The following is a 24,315-nucleotide window of genomic DNA, read 5'->3' on the forward strand; positions in this document are numbered from 1 at the left end:
ATAATGGCAATTCTACAGATTGGTGCCGGTGGCGTTGGCTGGGTAGTCGCGCATAAAGCAGCACAAAACAACGATGTATTGGGCGATATTACTCTGGCTTCACGCACGATAAGTAAGTGTGAAAAGATCATTGAGTCAATCAAAGGTCGTAATAATCTAAAAGATACTGCGAAGAAGTTAGAAGCTCGCGCGGTAAACGCAGATGATGTTGACGCACTTGTAGCACTTATCGAAGAAGTGAAACCGGATCTGGTCATTAACGCAGGACCTCCTTGGGTTAACATGAGCATCATGGAAGCTTGTTATCAAGCTAAGGTTTCATACCTAGATACATCGGTTGCTGTAGACCTTTGCTCTGAAGGGCAACAAGTGCCACAAGCGTACGATTGGCAATGGGGCTACCGCGAAAAATTTGCTCAGGCGGGTATTACTGGCATTCTTGGTGCGGGCTTCGATCCGGGCGTTGTAAGCGTATTTGCCGCTCATGCGGTGAAGCATTTGTTTGATGAGATTGATAGCATTGATGTGATGGATGTCAATGCTGGTGACCATGGTAAGAAGTTTGCGACAAACTTTGATCCTGAAACCAATATGTTAGAAATCCAAGGTGATTCTTTCTACTGGGAAAATGAAGAGTGGAAACAAGTTCCTTGTCATTCTCGTATGCTTGAGTTTGATTTCCCACTAGTGGGCTCTCATAAAGTGTATTCCATGGCGCACGATGAAGTTCGTTCGATGAAAGAATTTATTCCCGCGAAACGCATTGAGTTTTGGATGGGTTTTGGAGACCAATACCTTAACTACTTCAACTGTATGCGTGATATCGGTCTGCTTAGCCCTGATCCTCTAACACTGCACGACGGTACAGTAGTGCAGCCACTGCATGTATTGAAAGCGATGCTGCCAGATCCAACCTCTTTGGCTCCTGGCTACACGGGTAAAACGTGTATCGGTACTTGGGTTCAAGGTAAGAAAGACGGTAAAGAGCGCAGCGTATTCATCTACAATAACGCTGATCACGAAGTGGCTTATGCGGATGTAGAGCATCAAGCGATTTCATACACCACTGGTGTTCCGGCAATTACTGCAGCACTGCAATATTTCCGTGGCGAGTGGGCGGAAGCAGGCGTGTTCAACATGGAACAATTGAACCCAGACCCGTTCTTAGAAACGATGCCAAGCATTGGCCTAGATTGGCATGTTCAGGAACTGGAAGTTGGTCAGCCTGATATTAAAATCTTAAAATAAATTCGCTTCGGGTCTATATTCTGTGTAATGAATTAGGCCCGCTGATGTGGTTTAAATCCCAAAGCCGATGTTGTCTACATCGGCTTTGTCGAATTTCAGAGTGATGGATATGCAAAACAAAGAGCTTAAAACGCCTTATTTCATGATTGATGAAGCCAAGCTGGTTGAAAACCTAGAAAAAGCGAAACGTTTGAAAGAGCTTTCTGGGGTGAAACTTGTATTGGCGCTAAAGTGCTTTTCAACATGGGGGGTGTTTGACATTATCAAACCTTACCTTGATGGCACGACAAGCAGCGGGCCATATGAAGTGAAGTTAGGCCACGAAACATTTGGTGGCGAAACGCACGCTTATAGTGTTGGTTATAGCGAAGATGATGTTAGAGAAGTCGCAGATATCTGTGACAAGATGATATTTAACTCACAAAGCCAGTTAGCTGCCTATCGCCACATTGTTGAGAAAAAAGCGTCTTTGGGCTTACGGCTTAATCCGGGCGTGAGTTGTGCCGGCCAGGATCTTGCCGATCCAGCTCGCCAGTTTTCTAGACTGGGTGTGCAGGTTGATCAGATCAATAGCGAGACCTTTGAAAGTATTGATGGTGTGATGTTTCACATGAACTGTGAGAATAAAAGCGCAGACTCATTCATTGGTCTTCTAAACGATATCTCGGCCAAGTTTGGTCATCATCTCGATAAACTGGATTGGGTTAGCCTCGGTGGTGGCGTTTTCTTTACTTGGCCTAATTATGAGATCGATAAACTAGCAGAAGCATTAAAAACTTTTTCTGCCCGACATGGCGTACAGCTTTATTTAGAGCCGGGTGAAGCGATTGTCACCAAAACCACAGATCTTGTGGTGTCGGTCGTCGATATTGTTGAAAACGGTATGAAGACAGCGATCGTTGATTCAGCAACAGAAGCCCACCGTCTTGATACACTGATATACAATGAACCAGCATCAATCCTAGAAGCCTCTGATCAAGGACAACATGAATACGTGATTGGCTCTTGTTCATGTTTGGCTGGCGATCAGTTTTGTGTGGCTAGCTTTGAAGAGCCGTTAGAGATTGGTCAGCGTCTGCACATTATGGATAGCGCTGGTTATACCATGGTTAAATTGAATTGGTTTAATGGCCTGAAAATGCCGTCGGTTTATTGTCGTCGTACGAATGGCAACGTGCAAAAGTTGAACGAATTTGACTATTCTGACTTTAAACGTTCGCTATCTCAATGGGGCGTTCGTTAAGCGGCTTTAACTCTATCGAATAAACTTATCGAATAAGGTTATCAACAGCTCTTACGACTGAATGATGACCTTAGTTTCGATGCCAATATATTCTAGCTCTTGGCTTATTGCCTCTACGGAAGTATGTGGGGAGAAGCGAAGGGCAAGATTGGCGGTAAAGGAATTCGATGCCACTCCATGATCATCGGCAATAAAGACGCGCTGGCAGTCCATGTCCAAGATATGCACTTGGTGTTGTTTAAGTAGTTCGGTGATCTCGCTGACGATCCCAGGGCGATCGATGGCTTGACAGCGAAGTTGAGAAACTAGATCTTGTTCTTCGGTTTGTGACGCGGTATTAGCAAACTGCACTAACAGATTTGGCTGGGTTTCAAAAGCGTGCCTAACGGCCTCGACTTGCGTTTGAGGGAGCTCGATTTTAATCACTGCAGCCACTTGGTTGTCAATAAAATTGATCTTGCTAACTAGCCAAGTTCCGCCGTTGTCATGAGTCGAGGCTGCGAGCTGCTTAATCGTCGCAGATGTTGCTGTCCCGACGAAATTCACGATAAAGGTGCTTTTCATGTTTCGTCCTCCGCTCTAAAATTCTTTATTCTTGCTGTAAGTTTAGAAGGAAGGAGAAACGTAAACTTGACCTTGCTCATATTCTAAGAAGCTAACCACTTAGGGACTCGCAAAACTTAGCTCAACGTTAAAACGTGAACTTAATTTCGCCCCCATAATAAATGCTGTCTTGGTGTGCGCCAGACTTAATAGCGAAGCTGTGTGCGTCGGGGTTATTTGCCCAAGGTGAACTGGTGAACTGAAACTGTGCGTCTCCGTCCCACATTTCTTTAGACCAAGCGTCGATATGTCCGATAGGGTTGAGTATGAATAGGGTCACATCCCCCCAATATTTTGATCCCCACACCTCACCACCATCCGCGAGTATTTCTTGCTCCTTCTCAAACATATACTCACCGGTCACTGCGCCAAAAAACGGAGTGACAAATAAGTCTTGCCAAGATGGGACTTCCGCAAAAGCCTCCACACCATACTCCCAAAAAAATGTCGAGAGAAAGGCGGAGTATAGGAATGATTGAAATTCATCGTATCCAGCATGGCGAGCGGCGGTGTAATACACGCCGCCAAAATAGGGGTGCATGACATAGTTTAAATAGTGCTCGTCGCTATCCCAATCTGGCCCTGAGGATACGTTATTCTTCCATTTATTACCTAAATCGCTAATGTCACGACTGTCTTCTTCCCACTTAGTAATTGAAGAGGGCAATAATGTCATGATGCCTAATGTGACAACGCTTAGGCCCAGCGTTGTATATGTTTGTGATTTTAGGTATTCCCAATCAGGAGTTTCTTTGATCTGGAAGTATTCTGGTATTTCTTGTGGCTCATTTTGAATTGGATCTTCGGAGTCGTCGGCTAAGTTGGCGAAATGTACATCATATAGCCATGGCTGAGGGGAGTTTTGCAAGGCAGCCGCGCTCTTTTTATATGGGTTCAAGTTAAACTCGTTGGGATAATAAGAGTTGTAGTCTAACGCATGAGCGTTAGCCGACAACGATAAGGTCAAGACCGTTAGAGTTTTTTTAAACACACAGCACTCCATATGGTAAATCTAATCCTTTAGATTGTTCAATTATCCAATAAAATCAGCTCGATGGATATTTGTCATTTAAAATTTTAGTGAGTGGTAAACAGTTTTATCGTTTTTTATTTAAAAAGTGGGTGTTATGTTCAATATATGGTCTTGTTACCGGAGTTTGGTAAAGAAGTGTGTCTAGCCATTGCAAAGATACTGCTATCAAGCTGAGATGTAAGGGTTAATGGGTATTTCTGAGATCTAGGAGGAAACGAAAATATGATAAAAATAGCGATGTTGAGTACTGGGGAAGAAGTACTGCATGGCGATATTGTTGATACGAATGCGGCATGGTTATCCCGTTTGTTTTTTGAACAGGGTTTCTCTCTCCACAAACGAGCGACAGTTGGCGATGGTTTGGCTGTATTAACGGAAGAGCTCATGATGCTCAGCTTTAACTGTGATGTTGTGATTGTAAATGGTGGACTCGGGCCAACGAGCGATGATTTGAGTGCGGAGGCGGCGGCAAAGGCTGCAGATCAACCCTTAGTGTTATTTGATGCTTGGCTAACTCGTATGACGGAGTTCTTTCTACAGCGCGGGATCGCTATGCCTGAAAGTAATAAGAAGCAGGCTATGCTACCGGAAAATAGTACGATCATTGACAACCCAGTGGGTACGGCGTGCGGCTTTAAAATGACAATCAATGATTGTTTGTTCTATTTTACTCCCGGTGTGCCATCGGAGTTTTTCCTCATGGTTGAGAACCAAATATTACCGGATCTGAAATTACGCTACCCAGATACCCAGGGACAGAGTTGCAATAAACTGTATACACTGGGAATGTCTGAGGCTGGCCTTTCAGAGATATTGTCTAAGATTCATTTACCTGAAGGTTATCAATTGGGTTACCGCTCGTACATGCCTTATATTGAAGTTAAGTTGTTTAGCCCTCAGCAAGACACTTTGAATCGAAAAAAAGTACAGAAGGTCGTATATGACAATATTAAGCAGTGGGTGGTATCGACTGATGCTTCAATGCTGTCGCATATTGGTGATCTCCTTGATGAAAAACAAATGACAATTGCCGTCTCTGAACAGGCCACGCAAGGTTGGTTGACGCATTGGCTGCAGTCAGATGATAAGGTAAACCAGTTTTGCGGCCATTGTTGGGTCTTGTCTAATGACATGGTGGTCGGTGACGGTGGACAAGATGAGCTTGCCGCTACGTTTGCGCTGGCTGGTGCGACACGTGATAAGTGCAGCAGTGATATCGCGCTAGTGACAGGTAAGTTAACCGATAAACACTTCACATTGGTCTTGTCGGCTAGGGAAGGGGAGTGGGGGCAATCTTTGGCCTTCAGACGGACGCTTTCCAAAGAGGACCAAAAGTCCTTAATAGGAACGATTGCTGGCGATATGCTGAGACGCTATTTATCTAATCAATCACCGTTTAGTCAGTATTTGTCGTTGGAGATCGGTAAACAGATGCATATTCCTGCAAGCATGCTATGAAGATAACGAGAACAAAAATTCAGACTTTTAATTGGATGTCAAATTGTGATGTTATAACATTTTTTGTTAACGTCATGAATCATTAGGCTTATTACTTTTTCCATTGAAAATTTATTTATAATAACTAATCGATCTATATTCTAAGCCGATGATTTTCAATTCTCGTGGTCACTTGTCTTAAATTTAAGCCTCACATCGGCAGTTTTTACGCATACACTGAATACTCGTTGTATGCACTTTCTAAGGAGGCTGAGCCGATGTTGCGTCAATCTAAAATACTGGTTTGGTACAGGGTTGCGAGTCAAAAAGTCCTATTAGGAGAAACACTTAATAGTGATGGACAAGATGTAGTTTCCTTATGGCACCAAGTTCCACCAGAGAGCAACCACGTAAGCTTTAATGGTTATCGCTTGTCGTTGCTTGATGATGACGGGAGGGAAATTGCGGATAAACCTATTTCGGTGATGACTGCCGACGAGTTTTTACAAGGCTGATTGAGCTTGCCAAGCAGCATCTTTAGCGCTGTGTTTTAAACATTCCCAAGATTTACTATCGACTCATTCGCACCTGCTACTTTAAGCAGGTGCTCTATTTTTATCTTGAGTTTTGTACGATTGCTCACTTCCTACTATTATTGTTCAGTTCCTACTACGATTGTTCAATTCCTATTTCGCTATTTTAGTTGATCACTATAGATTGACTTTTTACACGAATACGTTATTCAGTAGAGCTGTGTATATGATATCGAGTGATTGTTCGTCTATATTTATATCAATGATCTATCGTTACTTTTGTAGGTAAGTTAGTGTGTTTTTGTCTAAATATCTAATACCTTCTCTTTTGTTGATGAGCTTTACGACTGGGGCTCAACAAGTGCTAACAATAGCGAGAGGAAATGAAAATTATTCTCCTTACGAAATGAAAAGTGTGGAGGGAGAGTTGTATGGGTTTCATATTGATTTAGTAAAGCTCGCAGCAAAGCAAGCAGGATACACGGTGCAGTTTAATAGTTTACCTTGGAAGCGTGCTATGCAAGACGCTAAAGATGGAGCCGTAGATGCCATTTTGTACATTAGCCGTACAAAGGAGCGAGAACAATTCTTGTACTATCTTGATAAAAATAAGATTTCTGAAGTTAGGTTTCATTTCTTAATCAATGTTAAAAATCAAGGGGATATCAAGTTTAGTGGAGACGTTGATGAAATCTTAAAAGGCAGAATGCTACTGGTTCAACGAGGGTTTTCATATGGAGCTCTGGTGGATAATCCTATGTATAAAAAGCATGAAGTCGCGGCGGCAGAACAGCTAGTAAACATGATTGCTAAAGAGAGGTCTGAGTTAGGGATCATGAATATTTACGGCTTCAATTATATGTTTCGAGACCAACATCAGGTCATTACATTAGGTACGCCAGTGAAGACCAAAAAAGCTTACATCGCTTTTTCTCGTAAAGGTAGTTCGCTAGAGGTAACGCAGCGGTTTGCCGACGCGTTGGAGGCCGTAAAAGGCACCGAGCAATATCAAGTACTTTTGAAGCGCTACTTATACCCGGCTAAAGTGAAGGTGAGTCATCCAGAGTAAACATAACCCTGTTAATTCACAGCGATTTTGAGTTCATGGACAATAGTGCTTAATAGCTTAATAGCTTAATAGCTTAATAGCTAAGTCGTGTTAAGACGTGGCCATCGACTTGTTTAGCCGGAAACTGACTTGAAATTGGTAAGAGATAGGGCGCAGAGGAACAGCGCCCTAAAAGTTAAGCTTGTTGTTTTTCTTTTTGGCGATAGATGACGTTAGAGAGCTCGACATTACCTTTTGCTCGGCATATACAAGGTAATACACTATTCTTAGGGGTGTATGCCATGGCAAACCCAGTATATTCAACCTCACCTGAAAGCAAATCGCACCGACAAGCCCCGCAGTGTCCATCTCGGCAGTTATACTCAACTTCTAGACCCGCTTGCTCCATTGTTTCTAAAAGCGTATTTGAGGGGTTAGACTCGATAAAGATAACGTTGTTGATGCGAATTTTCGCCATTAGAGTTCAAATCCCTCGAAGTCATCGGCATTGATTTCATTGTCAATTTGGCCAACAAGGTAAGAACTGATCTCAGCTTCTTGTGGAGCCACTTGAACGTTATCTGAAGAAAGCCACGCATTGATCCATGGGATTGGATTTGAGGTTGCTTCAGGGTACGCCACAGGTAGACCGACTGCTTGCATGCGGATATTGGTGATGTATTCTACGTACTGGCAAAGAATATCTTTGTTCAGACCAATCATAGAACCGTCTTTAAATAAGTATCCAGCCCACTCTTTTTCTTGTTCAGCAGCAGTTTTAAATAGATCGAAGCAATCTTGTTTGCACTCTTCTGCGATTTGCATGAAGCTAAAGTCATCTTGGCCATTACGCAGCAAGTTCAGCATATGCTGAGTGCCGGTTAGGTGCAGCGCTTCATCACGAGCGATCAGTTTAATGATTTTCGCATTACCTTCCATTAGCTCGCGCTCAGCGAAAGCGAAAGAACACGCAAAGCTAACGTAGAAGCGAATCGCTTCCAAAGCATTAACTGACATTAGACATAGGTAGAGCTTTTTCTTCAATTCGTACAAGCTTACTTTGACGTCTTCGCCGTTGATTGAATGCGTGCCCTCGCCATAGCGATGGTAATCGTTCGTCAGTTGGATAAGATCGTCATAGTAGTGTGCGATGTCTTTAGCACGATTGAGAATGTGTTCATTTTCCACAATGTCGTCAAAGACAACACTTGGATCATTCACAATATTACGAATGATATGTGTGTACGAGCGCGAGTGAATCGTCTCAGAGAAAGACCAAGTTTCAATCCAAGTTTCAACTTCTGGAAGTGATACTAGTGGCAGTAGGGCAACGTTGGGACTACGGCCTTGAATCGAATCAAGTAGCGTCTGATATTTTAGGTTTGAGATGAAAATATGCTTTTCATGCTCTGGTAGTTTATTGTAGTCGATACGGTCGCTAGACACATCAACTTCTTCTGGGCGCCAGAAAAAAGACAATTGCTTTTCGATAAGCTTTTCGAAAATCTCGAATTTCTGTTGGTCGTAGCGAGCTACATTGACAGATTGACCAAAGAACATTGGTTCTTTGAGCTGCTCATTTTTGTTTTGAGAAAATGTACTGTAAGCCATGATTGTCTCAATTCCTTCAGAGCCCCTCATCTGAGGGGCGTTTTAATATGTATTGCCAAATCGCGCTGCTGTAATGGTTACGACAGTTGCGATCTCTTAGATCTTACAACCGCCGCCTTCGCAGTCTTCATCCGGTGTCTGCACGTCTCCACTCTGCTCATCTTTCGCGCCATCGCGAGTATTATGATAGTAGAGTGTTTTCACGCCAAATTTATAGGCGGTGAGTAGATCCTGCAGTAGTTTCTTCATTGGCACTTTGCCGCTTTCGTAAACATTTGGATCGTAGTTCGTATTCGCTGAGATAGCTTGGTCTACAAACTTCTGCATAATGCCGACTAAGTGCAGATAGCCATCGTTAGAACCAATGTTCCAAAGCAGCTCGTAATTATCCTTCAATTCTGTGAATTCAGGAACAACTTGTTTCAAAATGCCGTCTTTTGAGGCTTTGACAGAGACGTAACCACGTGGTGGCTCAATACCGTTCGTCGCGTTTGATATCTGCGATGAAGTTTCAGACGGCATTAGGGCGGTCAATGTGGAGTTTCTTAGGCCGTGTGTCACGATCTCTTCACGTAGGCCATCCCAGTCATAATGCAGTGGCTCATCACACACAAGATCGATATCGTTTTTATAGGTATCGATAGGTAGCAAACCTTTGGCATAGTTTGTTTCATTAAACGATGGGCACTTGCCTTGTTCTTTCGCAAGGTTGACTGACGCTTTGAGCAAGTAATATTGCATTGCTTCGAATGTGCGATGTGTCAGGCCGTTTGCGCTGCCATCTGAGTATTTCTTACCATTCTTCGCTAGGTAGTAGGCGAAGTTAATAACGCCAACACCAAGGGTGCGACGGTTCATGGTTGATTTACGTGCCGCTGGTAGAGGGTAATCTTGGTAATCTAATAGTGCGTCAAGAGCACGTACAACTAGATCGGATAGCTCTTCAAAGTCATCCAAAGATTTAATCGCACCTAGGTTGAAGGCAGAGAGAGTACAAAGTGCAATTTCACCTTGGTCATCTTCAACGTTAGTCAGTGGTTTAGTCGGCAAGGCGATTTCTAAACATAGGTTTGATTGGCGTACTGGTGCAACTTTAGAATCAAACGGGCTGTGAGTATTACAGTGGTCAACGTTCTGGATGTAAATACGGCCAGTCGATGCACGTTCTTGCATCAGCAGTGAGAATAGCTCAACCGCTTTCACACTTTCTTTTTTGATCGATGGATCGTTTTCGTAATTAACGTACAGGCGTTCGAACTCTTGCTGATCTTCAAAGAAGGCATCGTATAACCCAGGTACGTCAGACGGAGAGAACAAGGTGATGTTTCCGCCTTGTACTAGGCGAGAGTACATCAGTTTGTTTAGCTGAACGCCGTAATCCATATGACGAACACGGTTTTCTTCAACACCACGGTTGTTCTTCAATACCAATAAAGATTGCGCTTCACCGTGCCAAAGAGGATAGAAAACAGTTGCTGCACCGCCGCGAACGCCGCCTTGAGAACAGCATTTTACTGCCGTCTGGAAGTATTTATAGAATGGGATACAGCCAGTGTGGAAAGCTTCACCATTACGGATCTCAGATCCTAGTGCGCGAATACGACCGGCGTTAATACCAATACCAGCACGTTGGCTGACATAGCGAACGATAGAGCTAGAGGTTGCGTTGATAGAATCTAAGCTGTCACCACATTCGATCAATACACATGAGCTGAATTGGCGAGTCGGGGTGCGCACACCAGACATAATTGGCGTCGGGAGCGAGATCTTAAACATAGAAGTCGCATCGTAAAAGCGCTTGATGTAATCCAAACGAGAGTCTTTTGGATACTTCGCAAATAAGCATGTCGCAACTAGCATGTATAGGAACTGCGCACTTTCGTAGATTTCGCCTGATACACGATTCTGTACGAAGTACTTACCTTCGAGCTGTTTTACAGCAGCGTAGGAGAAGTTGAGATCGCGTCTATGATCGAGATACGCGTCGAGCTCAACAAACTCTGCATGTGTGTAGTCTTCTAGCAGGTGCTTGTCATACTTACCCATATCGATAAGACGAGATACATGCTCGTATAAAGCAGGTGGTTCATACTGCCCATAAGCTTTTTTACGCAAATGAAAGACGGCAAGTCGGGCTGAGAGATACTGATAGTCAGGTGTTTCTTCTGAGATCAAGTCAGCCGCTGATTTGATGATGGTTTCATGAATGTCTGAAGTGGTAATACCATCATAAAATTGTATGTGGGCTTTTAGCTCTACTTGAGATACAGATACGTTAGTCAGGCCTTCAGCAGCCCATGTGATCACTCGATGTATCTTCTCTAAGTCAATGCTTTCTTTGCGTCCATCACGCTTAGTGACAGTAAGTTTTTGGTTCATTTTGCTTTATTTCCCTAGTAACTCTCATTTAAGCCGTGTTTTTGCATCATTGTTATAAATTTCTAGCAGGCTTATCAAACTAATTCTGGGCATATATTGGAGTATAGGCACAATATATGGGGGTGCACCAGTTGATGAGTTACAAGATAGTGCTATTGAGGTTTGTTTTCAAGGCACAGAAATGGGAAGAGTTGTGGATAACTAGAGAAATGAAAAAAAACAGTAAGTGGATACTAACTTCTGACAAAAGGGCTGGGTTGATTGTATAAAACTTACGTTTTTAATCCGTCGCATAAGTAGCCAATAACAAAAAAAAAATTCTTGATCTTTGATCTAAATTGATCACGAAAAGAAATGATTTAAAATTGGATATAGAGCACGCAAATTGTTTAAAAAAGCGGTGGTCATATGCTACCGCTTTCGAAATGTGATAAACCTGACGTTTTCGTGGTTTATTGTTGCTTAGTTGTATGAACTATGTAGTTCACATCAACATTCTTCCCGAGCCTATAGCTGTCAGTGAGAGGGTTGTACTGAAGGCCAGTGATTCCCATTTCTTGCAACGGTGTTTGGTCTACCATTTTGATAAGTTCTGCTGGTCGAATAAACTTCTCGTGCTCATGGGTACCTTCGGGAACGATTTTTAGCAGCTTTTCAGCACCGACGATAGCGAACAGGTAGGATTTTAAGTTGCGGTTCAACGTTGAAAAAAAGACCTGACCACCAGGTTTGACCAACTTAGCACAAGATTGAATGACGGATAGTGGGTCAGGGACGTGCTCCAACATTTCCATACAAGTGACGACGTCATAAGTGCCAGCGTGATCGTCTGCATGATCTTCAACTGTACTTTGGATATAGTCGAGTTTCGTACCCGTTTCGAGAGCATGTAGTCGAGCGACTTCTAAGGGTTCTTTTCCCATGTCGAGTCCAGTGACAGTCGCGCCTTCTTTCGCCATACTCTCCGCTAAGATACCGCCGCCACAGCCAACATCTAATACCTTCTTACCAAATAGTCCATCGGAATTATCCAACACATAAGTCAGTCTTAGTGGGTTGATTTGATGCAAAGGCTTAAACTCGCCATCTAAATCCCACCAACGTGATGCCATTTCTTCAAATTTTTTGATCTCGTTAGGATCGACGTTTTGCGTTTTAGTCATATTTTGATTCCGCACTCACACGAGTAAACATGGTTGTCCAAATTTAAGCGCATTATAACGGTATCTTGATATCCTGCGATACTTAAGTGAAACAGGGTTATCAAATATTATTTCTAAGCAGTAATTTTGCATGAAATCTGACCACTTAGTTATGCCTAATAGCGAGTTCGATTAAGATTTCAACAATCAGGTCTAAACAATGCTCACAAGTTAGTAAAAGGCTAGGGAAAGTAATGCCGAAGCTCATCAATCTGTGTTATATTTTCATACCTTATGCGTATCAAATATGCGATCAAAATGTAGAGGGACAACAGCTCTATGAGCGATCTAGCGAAAGAGATCACACCCGTAAATATTGAAGATGAGCTTCGAGGTTCATACCTAGACTATGCGATGTCAGTTATCGTTGGTCGTGCTCTGCCTGACGTGCGTGATGGCCTTAAACCAGTACATCGTCGCGTACTTTATGCAATGAATGTGCTTGGTAACGATTGGAATAAAGCCTATAAAAAATCTGCCCGTGTCGTCGGCGACGTCATTGGTAAATATCACCCACATGGTGATAGCGCGGTTTACGATACGATCGTGCGTATGGCTCAGCCATTCTCCCTACGTTATATGTTGGTTGATGGGCAGGGTAACTTTGGTTCCATCGATGGCGATTCTGCCGCGGCGATGCGTTATACCGAAGTGCGCATGGCGAAGATTGCCCATGAACTGCTGGCTGATCTAGATAAAGAAACCGTAGATTACGTGCCAAACTATGATGGCACGGAACAAATTCCTGCTGTACTGCCAACGAAGGTGCCTAACCTGCTTGTGAACGGTGCATCTGGTATCGCGGTTGGTATGGCGACCAACATTCCGCCTCATAACTTAACCGAAGTGATTGATGGCTGTTTGGCGTACATTGGTAATGAAGATCTTACCATTGACGAGTTGATGGATTACATTCCGGGCCCTGATTTCCCAACAGCCGCACTTATTAGCGGTCGTAAGGGTATTGTTGACGCGTACAAAACGGGCCGTGGCAAAATCTACATGCGCTCAAAAGCGGATATAGAAACAGAAAAAAATGGTAGAGAAACCATTATTGTTACGGAAATCCCGTACCAAGTTAACAAAGCGCGCCTTATTGAAAAAATTGCTGAACTTGTAAAAGACAAGAAAGTAGAAGGCATCAGTGCCTTGCGCGATGAGTCGGACAAAGATGGCATGCGTATTGTCATCGAGTGTAAACGTGATGCTGTTGGTGAAGTTGTTCTAAATAACCTCTACGCGCAAACACAGCTGCAAACGACATTTGGTATCAACATGGTTGCCCTGAACAATGGCCAACCTCAGTTGTTTAACCTGAAAGACATGATCAAGTGTTTTGTGGACCACCGCCGTGAAGTGGTGACTCGCAGAACACTTTATGAATTGCGTAAAGCCCGCGACCGTGCACACATCTTAGAAGGTTTGGCGCTAGCGCTTGCCAATATAGATGAGATCATTGAGTTGATCCGACGTGCAACTACGCCAGCAGAAGCAAAAGCTGGACTGACTGCTCGCGGTTGGGATCTTGGTAATGTTGCTGCTATGTTAGAGCGCGCTGGCACCGATGCCGCACGTCCTGATTGGCTTGAAGAGCAATATGGCATCCGCGACAATCAGTATTTCCTTACTGAACAACAAGCTCAGGCTATCCTAGATCTACGACTGCAAAAGCTAACAGGCTTAGAGCATGAGAAGATTTTGGACGAATACAAAGCGTTGTTGGAAGAAATTGCTGAGCTGATGTACATTCTGGCTAACACTGAACGCTTGATGGAAGTGATTCGCGAAGAGCTAGAAGCCGTTCGTGAACAGTTTGGTGATGTTCGCCGTACCGAGATCACTGCTGCTAGTCACGATATCGACATGGAAGAGCTAATCGCTCGTGAAGATGTTGTTGTGACGCTGTCACATGAAGGCTATGTTAAGTATCAGATCCTGAGTGATTACGAAGCTCAGCGTCGTGGCGGGAAAGGTAAGAGTGCAACACGAATGAAAGATGAGGATTACATCGAGCGTTTGCTGGTGGCCAATACTCATGATCATATTCTGTGTTTCTCTACTCACGGTAAAACGTATCGCTTAAAAGTGTATCAATTACCGCTTGCTAGCCGTACCGCACGTGGTAAACCGATTGTTAATCTTCTACCTCTGGAAGAAGGTGAGCGTATCACCGCGATTTTGCCAGTGTCAGAGTTCAGCGACGACAAGTTTATTTTTATGGCGACAGGCGATGGTACAGTGAAGAAGACTTCACTTGATCAGTTTGCTAATGTTCGCTCTAACGGTTTGATTGCAGTCAACTTACGTGAAGGCGATTCGTTGATCGGAGTAGATATTACTGACGGTCAAAGCGATATTATGCTGTTCTCGAAAGCTGGCAAAGTCGTTCGATTTGCAGAAGATAAAGTGAGACCGATGGGCCGTACAGCGGCAGGTGTTCGCGGTATGAAACTCACGGAAGACGCAGATCAAGTTGTCTCTCTTATCGTACCATCACATAATGGTGACGTTCTTACCGTCACGCAAAATGGTTATGGTAAGCGAACAACTCTAGCAGAGTACCCGACGAAAGGTCGTGCGACCCAAGGTGTAGTATCAATTAAAGTCTCAGAGCGTAACGGCCCAGTTGTCGGAGCGATTCAAGTTGCCGAAGGTGATGAGATGATGATGATTACTGATGCTGGTACTTTGGTTCGAACTCGTGTCTCAGAAGTAAGCCAAGTTGGGCGTAATACTCAAGGTGTTACTTTGATTCGTACTGCTGAAGACGAGAATGTAGTGGGATTGCAGCGTATCGACGAAGTCGAAGAGTGCGAGCTAAATGAAGAGGGTGTCGATGATTCACCAGAATCGGAAGTATCAACTCCTGACGTTGAACAGAACGAATCTGAATCTGACAAACCTGAACAAAACGAAACTGAATCTAACGAAGATAGTGATGAAAGTTCATCTGACTAGACTTTACGTAACGTATTCTACTTCATAAGAATTCTGGTTAATTAGAAAGCCGAGCAGTAATGCTCGGCTTTTTCTTTTTGGAGTTAGGCTTCGCTTTATCAATCCGCACTACTCTATCTAAAACTTAATCACCCTCTATCTAAAACTCCCCCCCTTAACCAAAGAACGATATCTTCATATTCAAAAACTGATCGCATTGCTTGCCTATGGATAGTGTGGAGAGATCCACTACACTTTATGTGTATAAACGGGAATGACGGTTTTCAAATACAATTCGGTGGCTTCGATAAACATGAATAATCAGGCGACATCAGATTCAGAACGTTTGCTTTTGAGAAGCATCCAAATATTGCCTGCAGCTTTAATTTTTATATTTATGTGCATCATTGCCGTGGTTCTGATCCGTGAGGAGAATCGTAGAACACAAGATCTGTTAAATGGCCTACAACAAGATTTTGTCACCAATCAAAAGAAAATTATAAAAAATCAAATTAATAATATATATCAACAACTTGAATATGAAAAAAGTTTAACCATTGAACTTCTAAAACTAGATATTAAATATCGCGTCGAAGAGGCTTACGCTGTAGTCAATGGTATCTACAATGCAAATCCAGATCGACCTAAAGAGCAAGTCACTAATTTGATACGAAAAGCGTTATATGACGTCCGTTTTAATGAAGGTAGGGGGTATTATTTTATTTTCCAAATGGATGGCGTTAACGTTATGCACCCTTTATTACCCCACATTGAGGGTACTTCAAAAATTGGTGTGCAGGATCTAAAGGGAAAATTCATCGTCAAGGAGCATATCGATTTAATTAAAGCATCAGAAGATGGTAGCGCATTTTATCGGTGGTGGTATCGAAAGCCGGGTCATGGAGAGTTGGAGTTTGAGAAAATTGGCTATGCAAAACATTTTGCTCCTTATGATTGGTTCATTGGAACCGGGGAGTATGCCGCTGATGTAGAAGAACAAATTAAGAATAGAATGTTAAAGTGGTTAACCGAACTACGTTATGGAAATGACAACTATGTATTTGTCATGAATATGGAAGGAAAAGGCTTAGCACATAAAGATAAAAGCATAATAGGAACAACAGAAGCAGCTTTACTTAACCTCTTTAAGGAGAAACTTGAAGCTAATCCAGATGAGAGGTCCGGTTTTGTTCGTTACGATAGCCCTTATTTGCCCCAAAGACTCAGCAACCCAGATAAACTTAGTTATATTAAGTTGATTGAACCATGGGGCTGGATAATCGGCACAGGCGTATTTACCTCAGATATAGAAAGTATAATAAACCAACAAGTTCTTGAGTTAGAACGGAATAATCAGGAGCAGTTATATCGTATACTTTCTATATTGGTGATGTTAACTGGGATGTTGGCTATATTATCTATCGGAGCAAGTAAATTCATAGGTCGTAGATTTTCTCTTTATCAAGAACGCATTTATGAAAATATCAAAGAGCTAGAGGAAAGTAGAGAAAAGCTACGTGAATTGGCTATGATTGATACGCTTACTTTAATTCCCAACCGTACCATGCTAGAAGAAAATATACATAAAGGGATACAGCTAAGCAAACTGGTTGAAGAGTATTATGCAGTTTTATTTGTAGACCTGGATGATTTTAAGCGTACCAACGATAAATATGGCCACCATGTCGGCGATGAGCTTTTAAAATCTGTTAGTAATAAGTTTAAACAGTTATGTGGAAAAAAAGATGTACTGGCACGTTTCGGCGGTGATGAATTTGTATTCGGATTTCAAGTTACCTCGAAGGAAGAAGCAAAAGAAAAAGCAGATTTGATTAAAGGATTATTTGACGAACCATTTGTTTTGGAAAATACGGTGGTAATGTGTACATGTAGCATAGGTGTCTCTGTATTTCCCACCGATGGCAATACAGTTTCCAATTTATTGTCCAAGTCGGACATCGCTTTGTACCGCTCTAAAGAGCAAGGTAAAGGGCAGGTTCTATTTTATGACCATAAAATTAATGACGAGGTTCAATACGATTTCTCTATTGAAGAAAACCTACATCATGCACTAAGAAACAACGAAATATCTATATATTACCAACCGAAGTTAGAGGCTAAGACGGGGGTAATCCTTGGCGTTGAGGCGTTATGTCGTTGGAATTCTTCTGAACTTGGTTCCGTACGACCTGATGATTTTATTCGTATAGCAGAAAAAACAGGGTTAATTGTTTCTATTGGGAAATATATACTTGAAAAGTCGTGTGATGGACTTCATGAGTTTAACGCTGCAGCAGCTGATCCCATCAAGATATCAATCAATATATCGCCTATACAATTATTACACATCGATTTTTACGACATGATTATGGAAACGGTGAAAGAAAAAAGCACTCAACCTAGTTCTATCGTGTTCGAAATAACGGAGAATGTAATTATTGAAGATTTAGATAAAGTAATCTCAGTATTGTCTAAGATACATGAGGTAGGATTTGGTATATCCCTAGATGACTTTGGGACAGGGTATTCGTCACTCCGATATCTAAATTCTTTCCCGATAACAGAGATCAAAATAGATAGGGCGTTTGTCATGCGTATAGGCATTAATGAACATGATGATACCCTAATAAAAACAATTGTATTAATTGGCCTATCTATGGGGTTGAACATAGTAGCGGAGGGCGTCGAAAATGTTGAGCAGAGAGATAGATTACGAGAGCTAGGGTGCCATGAACTACAAGGTTATCTATTTGATCCAGCATTATCACTAGAGAAGTTAGTGAGTAAATATTCAGGCCATAAAAGTTAATCTATTTATAGATGAGTGATTTATTCTTATGCATGGCCCATTATTCTATCGCTGGAGCCCCCGACAGAGATCTATCCGTTTTATACTTCCAGATAAGGCGATTTTAGCTCTTTAGATACAGCTGCATTTTGGGCTAGAAAATGCCGACTAAGAAGCCGGCATATCGATCATGTGGGTTTCAGCGTAAAAATATGGCTAATCCGCTAATCCGCTAATCCGCTAATCCGCTAATCCGCTAATCCACTAATCCACTAATCCACTAATCCATAATCTCTTTTTAGGATCTCAATGATTTCTGCTTTTGGGTTACCGGCAATGGAGATTTCTTGCCCTGTAATTTTTTCAGCAATATTGATGTAAGTACGCGAGAGAGCCATGAGTGATTCTTGTGGTAGCGCATTGTCTTTCGCTAAGGCTTCACGTTCTGGCATCCGATCTTTGTCCAATAGAATATCTGGGTCGGGGAAGTAATTGAGAAGGAATTGGCGGAAGCCTTCTTTAGAATTCTCGACGATATTTCCTTGTTGGTACTCGGTTTTATCCCAAATTCGCGATGAATCTGGCGTGCCCACTTCGTCCATATAGATGAGCTTTTCATTGCCTTGGGCATCATTGACGTAACCAAACTCAAACTTAGTGTCGACAAAAATCTGTTCGACTTCATCAAGCGCTTGAGAAATGACACCAAACCCTTGCTTCAAATACTTTTCGTATAGATCGATATCTTCTGTATTTGAGAAGTTAAATGCTGAAAAATTGTCTTCAATATTACGACGGCTGATATTCACATCGTCGGCTTCAGGAACACCTGAGATCCCTTTTAAAATGCCTTTGGTGGACGGGGTAACCAGTATATCTGGTAAGGTTTTATCTTTTTCCAAGCCATCAGGGAGGTCAATGCCGCAGAAATTGCGTTCGCCTTTTGCGTATGCTCGCCACATTGAGCCCGTTAGATACTGACGGCAAATCGCTTCAACCTTAATAGGCTTCGCTTTTTGTACGATCCAAACGAATGGGTGCGGTATATCTAAAATATGACTATCTGCAAGACCGTGATCTTTGAACAATTTAAACCAATGGTTGGAAATAGCGTTGAGAGCTGCTCCCTTTCCCGGAACGCCATTTAAGCCACCTTCTGCGTGCCAGATGCAATCAAACGCTGAGATTCTATCGCTGATAACCATGATGGCAAGTGGCGCATTGGGTGCGACATCGTAACCCTTTTCTTTGATAAGGCGTTGGCTATCTTCTTCACTCAACCAGTATACAGAGCGAACTTTACCGCTGTGTACAGGTTTATGAGTACGGATGGGCAGATCATCGTTAACGGCGAGAACTTGGTCAGCGAGATTCATCGACATAATCCTATCTAAAATCGTGGGTGAAACTAAGGCAGTGCTTAGTTGAAAGCTTCAAGTATGACGCATAATACCAGAACTATGAGAAGTCGCCAGTAAAAAGCAAACGTTTGCTTTGGGCGTGTTCACCTGTATATAAAAATCAGAGTAATGACTCGATGACAGTTCTTTTGCTTAAGCCACAGGCTTCGTTAGGTATTGCTAATACTGTGTCAAACAAAGAAAACTTCACAGCTGTGGCGTTTGGCTAGGCGCTTTAACAAACCTTGGTTGACCAACTCGATGTTATCCGAAGCGACGACCGCGCTAGCGTTACCCGCTTTAATAGCTCTAATGACAATTTGCAGCTCTGACTGAGAATGCGAAGGCTTCATTTGGATGATTTTGTTGAAGCTCACTTTTGATTGGGAAAGCTGTTCATGATTGAGTCTTGGGCATTCGGCTGTGAGTAAAATCCACTGGTCCTGTTCGGAAAGTGTTTCTAGTTGCGAAATGAAAGTATGATCTAAGGTGCGAAACTTACCAGGGTAGCTGGGTTTATTTTGTAGCGAGCTAGTTTGCGGCACATAAGGTTGTGGAAAATAAGGCTGTGGTGAATATTGCTGTGATGAGTGCATAAATACTGTCCTTATAAACATACTGTACGCATAAACAGTAGTTCCTTTTTATCTTCAGTACAAGAACTAATTTGGAAAAAGTAAATCGAATAGAAATTGCTGTGAAGTTATTGTATAAATATTAATGGGATATATAAAGAGATAAGCAATGTTGGTGCCCTTTATGAAAGCAGATTACCCTCAATTACTTCAATGGATAAACAACGATGACCTTGATCTTTACTGGAGTGGGCAAACTTACCAGTATCCTCTCACCATTGAGCAAATCGCTGAGCACGTCAGAAAACCAGAAGTATTTGCTTTCTTGTATGTAGTCGATGGGAATCATATAGGCTTTGTTGAGCTTTATAAGGAAACGGATAAACATTGCTGGATCTGTCGAGTGTATATAGCGGAAGGATTCCGCGGGCAAGGCCATTCAAGAGTTATGCTAGAGCAACTGATGGCTCGAGCTATTCAAACGTTGGGGAGTGAACGCTTTAGCTTAGGCGTATTTGTAGGAAATGGAGCAGCGCAGCGTTGTTATCATTCGCTGGGGTTTAAAACGACAGCCATTGAGTCTGAGATCTATTCATACCGAGGAAAAAGTTATGATTTGGAGGTCATGGAAAAGTATTGTTAATGTTTCTAGCTTTGAGGTCTGTCTACCTTTTAACGATGTTTGGGAAGCTCTAGGATCTAAAGCCCTCAATCTTAAAACACACGTAGGCCGTATCTCAAAGTGGTTGAGCCTTAGGCGGGTTTGTTTTCAAAGGCGTTGGGGGGCGACTCGTTAGTGTTCCGGTGTAGATTGAGCTTCTCGTTTGATTTGTTCCAATTCACCGAGGTTAAATTGTCGGACATCGAGTACCGCGAGTTCGTAACATTGCTTGCAAGATAGGTTTGATTTCCCATCCAAATAATCGTGTTTTTTTAACAGGCTAGGCTTTTTGCACCAGTCACAAACTCCTTCAATTGTAAACATATCTTCCCTCTATCTTGATGTTTTCCATGATATTACAACTCAATTATGTCATAGGTATTTAACTTGGGTTAACACTCAGGGCGTCAATTGAGAATGGGATCGATTGCTTGCTCAATTTTGTGTACTAGAGCCGATTTTAGATAAGTGGTTGTCCTTTCTGGCAGGATCGTTGTCACATGTTACCCATGTAGGCAATCTGTTGTTCACGTAAACAAATCTGTTACTTGCGTAGACCTATCTGTTACTCCCGTAGACAATCACGGATTACTTTTTTTGTATGTCACGACGATTTTAAACGCTGCATTCAATCGTTTCATCTCATCTTCACTGCCGTTCATGTCGGGATGATAAACCTTTGATAGTTGTTTAAAACGAGTTTTAATTTTCTTTTCGTCAGGAATCTGGCCCGTTTTGAAGCCAAGGACTGCACACGCCATTTGTAGTTTGTTCGGCTTTCCTTCTTGAGTTGGGGGGGAGGAAGGTGAATTTGTAGAGCGTTTCTTGAGCTCTCGGAATAGAGTTTCAAGTTGTTTTTTCTGTTGTTTGATCACTCTGGCTTGGTCAGTCATTATTTTTTGATGGTCAGGCTGGATAGTGGGTTTGGCCTGAGTTGTAGGGCGTGCTAGCTTTTTGCGTCTCAACAGAAACAGCGATGAAAGAGATACGACGATTATAAATATTATTGAGTGGCCGACCAAACTGAGTGCGAAAGTCGATTTCGGTGTTGGTTTAAGCTGAACGTTAAGTTCAGGATCTTCAGGAATGATGGCATTGAGCTGGGCAATGTAGGTCATTTGTTTTGCGCGCCGAGCGTTATATTTGTTTTCTAATACTTTTGCATACGCCTTTTCAGCGGCTTGATTTTGTTCAGATGCAATGAGATACCAAAGCTGGGCCATATCAATAGGGGAGGGTGACTGAGTAATGCTTTCATAGACTCTACCAAGGCTTAGCTGAGCTTTTTCATTGCCCTTGACGGCTAAATCTGTGAGCCAAAAGAGTGCTTGAGGGATACTTTTCTTGGTGCCGCGACCATTTAAATAGAAATCAGCCACTTTAAACTTTGCCGGGGTATAGTTGTTTTCGGCGGCTTGTTTATACCAATAGAACGCGTTACTTAGGTCAACTGGAACTTCTTTCCCTTGCTCATAATGCGTGGCGAGTTGGTATTGCGCTATAGGCTTATGCTCTTCCGCCTGCAGCATTAGCGATTGGATACTATCGGCCAACAAGGTATGACTGTATATAAAGCTAGTTAATACCAAAAGTTGAATGAAAATCCGTTTCAAAACACCACCATCAATTAGGCTAACCGCCAAAACTATATTATGACTCAATCAGAAGCAGGTAGGCTAACTTTGTATTCATATGTTGGCATATCGCACGCCAAAAGGGAGAAAGAGAGGGGATGATTGGTAGGTGTGATAGAAAAGCTATAACTAGCGCTTTAGTTTATAACTTTTCTTCAGAGACTCACGGCTTTTATTTACGAACTATCTGTTGGCCTTTAGTTACTGAAAGCACCTTTGCAACTTGCGCTGTGGGCTTTCGGTATTAACTTTCGCTATCAACAACAACTCGTTAACGGAGCATTTTTGGGGCTTGGGCACCATCGATTGGACGACTGACAGAGACTTTACGGCCTTTTTTCAGCCCAACTTCGTAATCCGCCGTGATATTTTTCATGGCTTCTTTCAGCTGTTGTTTGAAGGTTTCCCTATCGATATTTTCGAACTCTTTATCAATGTAGTTATTAATTTTATTGTTAGATTCATCGTCAGGTGCGATTATCGGTAACTTTTCTAAAGCGCCTTCAACCCAGCCGGAAACAAATGAGTTTACTCGTCTTGATACTTCGAGTGAAGAAGTCCCCGTGCCGGCGAAACTGTTTCTAAATTTGCCAGTGTGCTCATTCAGTTCTCGATAAATGATGTCAAAGGCAAAGGCCGCAAATATTGCTCGGTCAGCCTCGCCAATAAATTCGACTCGTTTGAGGCCTTTGTGGTTAAGCAATACTGCTTCAACACCAAATTTCGTATTGATGCCACGTATGACACGAAGGAGAGTCGAGCCAATGTTTGCAGGCAGTAGATGTGTTGATTGCGTTTTGCCCATCTTGATAAATTCGATATCGTCTTTGTCAAGGCCATACTTCAGCATCAAGCGGTGAGCCATCTTTATGGCATTAGCTGCTTCATTTACGTTGGCTGAATTACCTAATTCTAGGCATTTGGCGATTTTTTTAAGGGCTTTTTGTTTATCCATCGATGGGGCTAGGCATATCAATAATCAAGTCAGCCAGTTTAACGTTTTTCGATGAAAATGGAAAGGGCAGCAAATGAATAGAGTAATGAGTGATTTTTCTACTGGTTGTTTTATATGATATTTTACCAAAATTAGACGATTGAAGTAATCGTTTCCTAGAACATGGGGCATTGTCATCGAATGCGTTCATTTAGGCTAACACTGCAGGTTATAGCTATATAAGTTACGGTGTTAAGCTCTACACGCAAGAGGCGAGCGCGTTGGCGCCTTTTGCGTGTAGGTTGATTTATATACCAAGTTCATCCAGTAAATCGTCGGATAAGTCAGGTTTTGCTTCGACTTTGGCTTGTTTCTCAGCGTTATGATTCTTTTGAGCTTGCTCTAAGATGCTATCTGGACTTTCATCTTCATCGACCTCGAACTCTTCAAGTTGGATAAATTCAGTTTTGTCCATGGCTAGCTCAAGGTAAAAAATGTTGTTACCTCTCGTTGAGAAGGTCACTCTTCTTACTTGCGGCCTATCTAAGTTAGTGTCAACAGATAAGATGACTTGTTTGTTCAGCGACAGCATTTTAGGTTGGTTCTGGGTAATATCGGTTTTCAGCTCTTTTCTGATGCGGTTGGTGAAATCACCGACTAACTGGTTCATGAGTTCGCCCAACACGTCGCCGACCTCATCGGAAGTGTGAAGAATTGCCAATTCTTCTTCTGGAATACCCATATTACGCATGTAATTTGTATAGAGCTCTAACGCGGCTTTCGCAGCAAAATTGATCACAACCAGCCCAGAGAAGCCACCATCGAATAAGACAAAACAGCCATAGTCGGGCTTTAAACTTGTTTTACTTATTTTTTGTACCATAGCGGAATAGGACACTTGGGACCCAGTGGCGGAACTCAACACGCCGGAGACCGACTGACATAGCTTTAAAAGAATATCTTCTGTCGTGACTATCTTATTTTTTTTCATCGTTGGCCTACTTAATCAAGCTGTATTTTCAAAAAGACTGATCTGATTTGGTCGCCCA

The 24,315-nt window shown here is 42.4% G+C and carries 20 protein-coding genes; 8 read left to right on the top strand and 12 right to left on the bottom strand.

The annotated features are described in order from the left end of the window. Positions 1 to 3 precede the first annotated feature (3 nt). Positions 4 to 1,248: a carboxynorspermidine synthase gene (locus L4C34_RS15275; protein ID WP_428790211.1), complete on the top strand. Its 1,245-nt coding sequence runs from the start codon at positions 4 to 6 to the stop codon at positions 1,246 to 1,248. Positions 1,249 to 1,357: 109 nt separating this feature from the next. After that, the gene (gene nspC / locus L4C34_RS15280; RefSeq protein WP_428790212.1) at positions 1,358 to 2,491 is read left to right on the top strand and encodes a carboxynorspermidine decarboxylase; all 1,134 of its coding nucleotides are present in this window, start codon (positions 1,358 to 1,360) and stop codon (positions 2,489 to 2,491) included. Between the two features lie 51 nt (positions 2,492 to 2,542). Here nspC and L4C34_RS15285 read toward each other — a convergent pair whose 3' ends face one another. Beyond that, positions 2,543 to 3,055, bottom strand: coding sequence for a glycine cleavage system transcriptional repressor (locus L4C34_RS15285; protein ID WP_428790213.1), 513 nt, complete (start codon positions 3,053 to 3,055; stop codon positions 2,543 to 2,545). Between the two features lie 127 nt (positions 3,056 to 3,182). Continuing rightward, positions 3,183 to 4,085: a DUF3943 domain-containing protein gene (locus L4C34_RS15290; RefSeq protein WP_428790214.1), complete on the bottom strand. Its 903-nt coding sequence runs from the start codon at positions 4,083 to 4,085 to the stop codon at positions 3,183 to 3,185. A 264-nt stretch (positions 4,086 to 4,349) separates the two neighbouring features. Between L4C34_RS15290 and L4C34_RS15295 the strand changes: the two genes are divergently transcribed. From L4C34_RS15295 to L4C34_RS15305, 3 genes are all read left to right on the top strand, one after another. After that, positions 4,350 to 5,585 carry a CinA family nicotinamide mononucleotide deamidase-related protein gene (locus L4C34_RS15295; RefSeq protein WP_428790215.1) on the top strand — a complete coding sequence of 412 codons (1,236 nt, stop codon included), beginning with the start codon at positions 4,350 to 4,352 and terminating at the stop codon, positions 5,583 to 5,585. 257 nt (positions 5,586 to 5,842) lie between these two features. Then, the gene (locus L4C34_RS15300) at positions 5,843 to 6,079 is read left to right on the top strand and encodes a hypothetical protein (RefSeq protein ID WP_428790216.1); all 237 of its coding nucleotides are present in this window, start codon (positions 5,843 to 5,845) and stop codon (positions 6,077 to 6,079) included. A 313-nt stretch (positions 6,080 to 6,392) separates the two neighbouring features. Further along, positions 6,393 to 7,166 (top strand): substrate-binding periplasmic protein, encoded by a 774-nt coding sequence (locus tag L4C34_RS15305; protein ID WP_428790217.1) that lies wholly within the window; start codon positions 6,393 to 6,395, stop codon positions 7,164 to 7,166. Positions 7,167 to 7,341: 175 nt separating this feature from the next. Here L4C34_RS15305 and yfaE read toward each other — a convergent pair whose 3' ends face one another. From yfaE to ubiG, 4 genes are all read right to left on the bottom strand, one after another. Beyond that, positions 7,342 to 7,623, bottom strand: a complete 282-nt coding sequence (gene yfaE / locus L4C34_RS15310) for a class I ribonucleotide reductase maintenance protein YfaE (protein WP_428790218.1) — start codon at positions 7,621 to 7,623, stop codon at positions 7,342 to 7,344. Then, positions 7,623 to 8,756, bottom strand: a complete 1,134-nt coding sequence (gene nrdB, locus L4C34_RS15315) for a class Ia ribonucleoside-diphosphate reductase subunit beta (protein WP_428790219.1) — start codon at positions 8,754 to 8,756, stop codon at positions 7,623 to 7,625. The genes yfaE and nrdB overlap by 1 nt, the downstream gene beginning before the upstream one ends. A 96-nt stretch (positions 8,757 to 8,852) precedes the next feature. Beyond that, complete coding sequence (nrdA, locus tag L4C34_RS15320; RefSeq protein WP_428790220.1) at positions 8,853 to 11,135, bottom strand: class 1a ribonucleoside-diphosphate reductase subunit alpha; 2,283 nt, start codon at positions 11,133 to 11,135, stop codon at positions 8,853 to 8,855. Between the two features lie 452 nt (positions 11,136 to 11,587). Next, positions 11,588 to 12,298, bottom strand: a complete 711-nt coding sequence (ubiG, locus tag L4C34_RS15325; protein WP_428790221.1) for a bifunctional 2-polyprenyl-6-hydroxyphenol methylase/3-demethylubiquinol 3-O-methyltransferase UbiG — start codon at positions 12,296 to 12,298, stop codon at positions 11,588 to 11,590. Positions 12,299 to 12,616: 318 nt separating this feature from the next. Between ubiG and gyrA the strand changes: the two genes are divergently transcribed. After that, the gene (gene gyrA / locus L4C34_RS15330) at positions 12,617 to 15,295 is read left to right on the top strand and encodes a DNA topoisomerase (ATP-hydrolyzing) subunit A (protein ID WP_428790222.1); all 2,679 of its coding nucleotides are present in this window, start codon (positions 12,617 to 12,619) and stop codon (positions 15,293 to 15,295) included. 292 nt (positions 15,296 to 15,587) lie between these two features. After that, positions 15,588 to 18,083, top strand: a complete 2,496-nt coding sequence (locus L4C34_RS15335) for a bifunctional diguanylate cyclase/phosphodiesterase (RefSeq protein ID WP_428790223.1) — start codon at positions 15,588 to 15,590, stop codon at positions 18,081 to 18,083. 251 nt (positions 18,084 to 18,334) lie between these two features. Here L4C34_RS15335 and L4C34_RS15340 read toward each other — a convergent pair whose 3' ends face one another. Then, the gene (locus L4C34_RS15340; protein WP_428790224.1) at positions 18,335 to 19,438 is read right to left on the bottom strand and encodes a phosphoribosylaminoimidazolesuccinocarboxamide synthase; all 1,104 of its coding nucleotides are present in this window, start codon (positions 19,436 to 19,438) and stop codon (positions 18,335 to 18,337) included. Positions 19,439 to 19,653: 215 nt separating this feature from the next. Beyond that, positions 19,654 to 20,058 (bottom strand): SulA-like leucine-rich domain-containing protein, encoded by a 405-nt coding sequence (locus L4C34_RS15345; RefSeq protein ID WP_428790225.1) that lies wholly within the window; start codon positions 20,056 to 20,058, stop codon positions 19,654 to 19,656. Between the two features lie 148 nt (positions 20,059 to 20,206). Between L4C34_RS15345 and L4C34_RS15350 the strand changes: the two genes are divergently transcribed. Next, entirely contained in the window at positions 20,207 to 20,680 is a 474-nt protein-coding gene (locus tag L4C34_RS15350) for a GNAT family N-acetyltransferase (RefSeq protein ID WP_428790226.1), read from the top strand. A gap of 150 nt (positions 20,681 to 20,830) precedes the next feature. Here the strand turns inward: L4C34_RS15350 and L4C34_RS15355 are convergent, their stop codons facing one another. From L4C34_RS15355 to L4C34_RS15370, 4 genes are all read right to left on the bottom strand, one after another. Continuing rightward, positions 20,831 to 21,022, bottom strand: coding sequence for a hypothetical protein (locus tag L4C34_RS15355; protein WP_428790227.1), 192 nt, complete (start codon positions 21,020 to 21,022; stop codon positions 20,831 to 20,833). A 257-nt stretch (positions 21,023 to 21,279) separates the two neighbouring features. After that, complete coding sequence (locus tag L4C34_RS15360) at positions 21,280 to 22,311, bottom strand: J domain-containing protein (protein WP_428790228.1); 1,032 nt, start codon at positions 22,309 to 22,311, stop codon at positions 21,280 to 21,282. Between the two features lie 292 nt (positions 22,312 to 22,603). Then, positions 22,604 to 23,287 (bottom strand): DUF2786 domain-containing protein, encoded by a 684-nt coding sequence (locus L4C34_RS15365; RefSeq protein ID WP_428790229.1) that lies wholly within the window; start codon positions 23,285 to 23,287, stop codon positions 22,604 to 22,606. 286 nt (positions 23,288 to 23,573) lie between these two features. Next, a complete protein-coding gene (locus tag L4C34_RS15370; RefSeq protein WP_428790230.1) occupies positions 23,574 to 24,257 on the bottom strand; it encodes a DUF3334 family protein in 684 nt (227 codons plus the stop codon). Positions 24,258 to 24,315 lie beyond the last annotated feature (58 nt).

The organism is Vibrio profundum (genome assembly GCF_050337555.1).
GTDB classification, from domain to species: Bacteria; Pseudomonadota; Gammaproteobacteria; order Enterobacterales; family Vibrionaceae; genus Vibrio; species Vibrio profundum.

What these genes read in the sequence shown, in the direction of transcription:
- L4C34_RS15275 (WP_428790211.1), top strand. Translation starts at nt 4, where the DNA reads ATGGCAATTCTACAGATTGGTGCCGGTGGCGTTGGCTGGGTAGTCGCG.
- nspC (WP_428790212.1), top strand. Translation starts at nt 1,358, where the DNA reads ATGCAAAACAAAGAGCTTAAAACGCCTTATTTCATGATTGATGAAGCC.
- L4C34_RS15285 (WP_428790213.1), bottom strand. Translation starts at nt 3,055, where the DNA reads ATGAAAAGCACCTTTATCGTGAATTTCGTCGGGACAGCAACATCTGCG.
- L4C34_RS15295 (WP_428790215.1), top strand. Translation starts at nt 4,350, where the DNA reads ATGATAAAAATAGCGATGTTGAGTACTGGGGAAGAAGTACTGCATGGC.
- L4C34_RS15300 (WP_428790216.1), top strand. Translation starts at nt 5,843, where the DNA reads ATGTTGCGTCAATCTAAAATACTGGTTTGGTACAGGGTTGCGAGTCAA.
- yfaE (WP_428790218.1), bottom strand. Translation starts at nt 7,623, where the DNA reads ATGGCGAAAATTCGCATCAACAACGTTATCTTTATCGAGTCTAACCCC.
- nrdB (WP_428790219.1), bottom strand. Translation starts at nt 8,756, where the DNA reads ATGGCTTACAGTACATTTTCTCAAAACAAAAATGAGCAGCTCAAAGAA.
- nrdA (WP_428790220.1), bottom strand. Translation starts at nt 11,135, where the DNA reads ATGAACCAAAAACTTACTGTCACTAAGCGTGATGGACGCAAAGAAAGC.
- ubiG (WP_428790221.1), bottom strand. Translation starts at nt 12,298, where the DNA reads ATGACTAAAACGCAAAACGTCGATCCTAACGAGATCAAAAAATTTGAA.
- gyrA (WP_428790222.1), top strand. Translation starts at nt 12,617, where the DNA reads ATGAGCGATCTAGCGAAAGAGATCACACCCGTAAATATTGAAGATGAG.
- L4C34_RS15335 (WP_428790223.1), top strand. Translation starts at nt 15,588, where the DNA reads ATGAATAATCAGGCGACATCAGATTCAGAACGTTTGCTTTTGAGAAGC.
- L4C34_RS15340 (WP_428790224.1), bottom strand. Translation starts at nt 19,438, where the DNA reads ATGAATCTCGCTGACCAAGTTCTCGCCGTTAACGATGATCTGCCCATC.
- L4C34_RS15345 (WP_428790225.1), bottom strand. Translation starts at nt 20,058, where the DNA reads ATGCACTCATCACAGCAATATTCACCACAGCCTTATTTTCCACAACCT.
- L4C34_RS15350 (WP_428790226.1), top strand. Translation starts at nt 20,207, where the DNA reads ATGTTGGTGCCCTTTATGAAAGCAGATTACCCTCAATTACTTCAATGG.
- L4C34_RS15355 (WP_428790227.1), bottom strand. Translation starts at nt 21,022, where the DNA reads ATGTTTACAATTGAAGGAGTTTGTGACTGGTGCAAAAAGCCTAGCCTG.
- L4C34_RS15365 (WP_428790229.1), bottom strand. Translation starts at nt 23,287, where the DNA reads ATGGATAAACAAAAAGCCCTTAAAAAAATCGCCAAATGCCTAGAATTA.
- L4C34_RS15370 (WP_428790230.1), bottom strand. Translation starts at nt 24,257, where the DNA reads ATGAAAAAAAATAAGATAGTCACGACAGAAGATATTCTTTTAAAGCTA.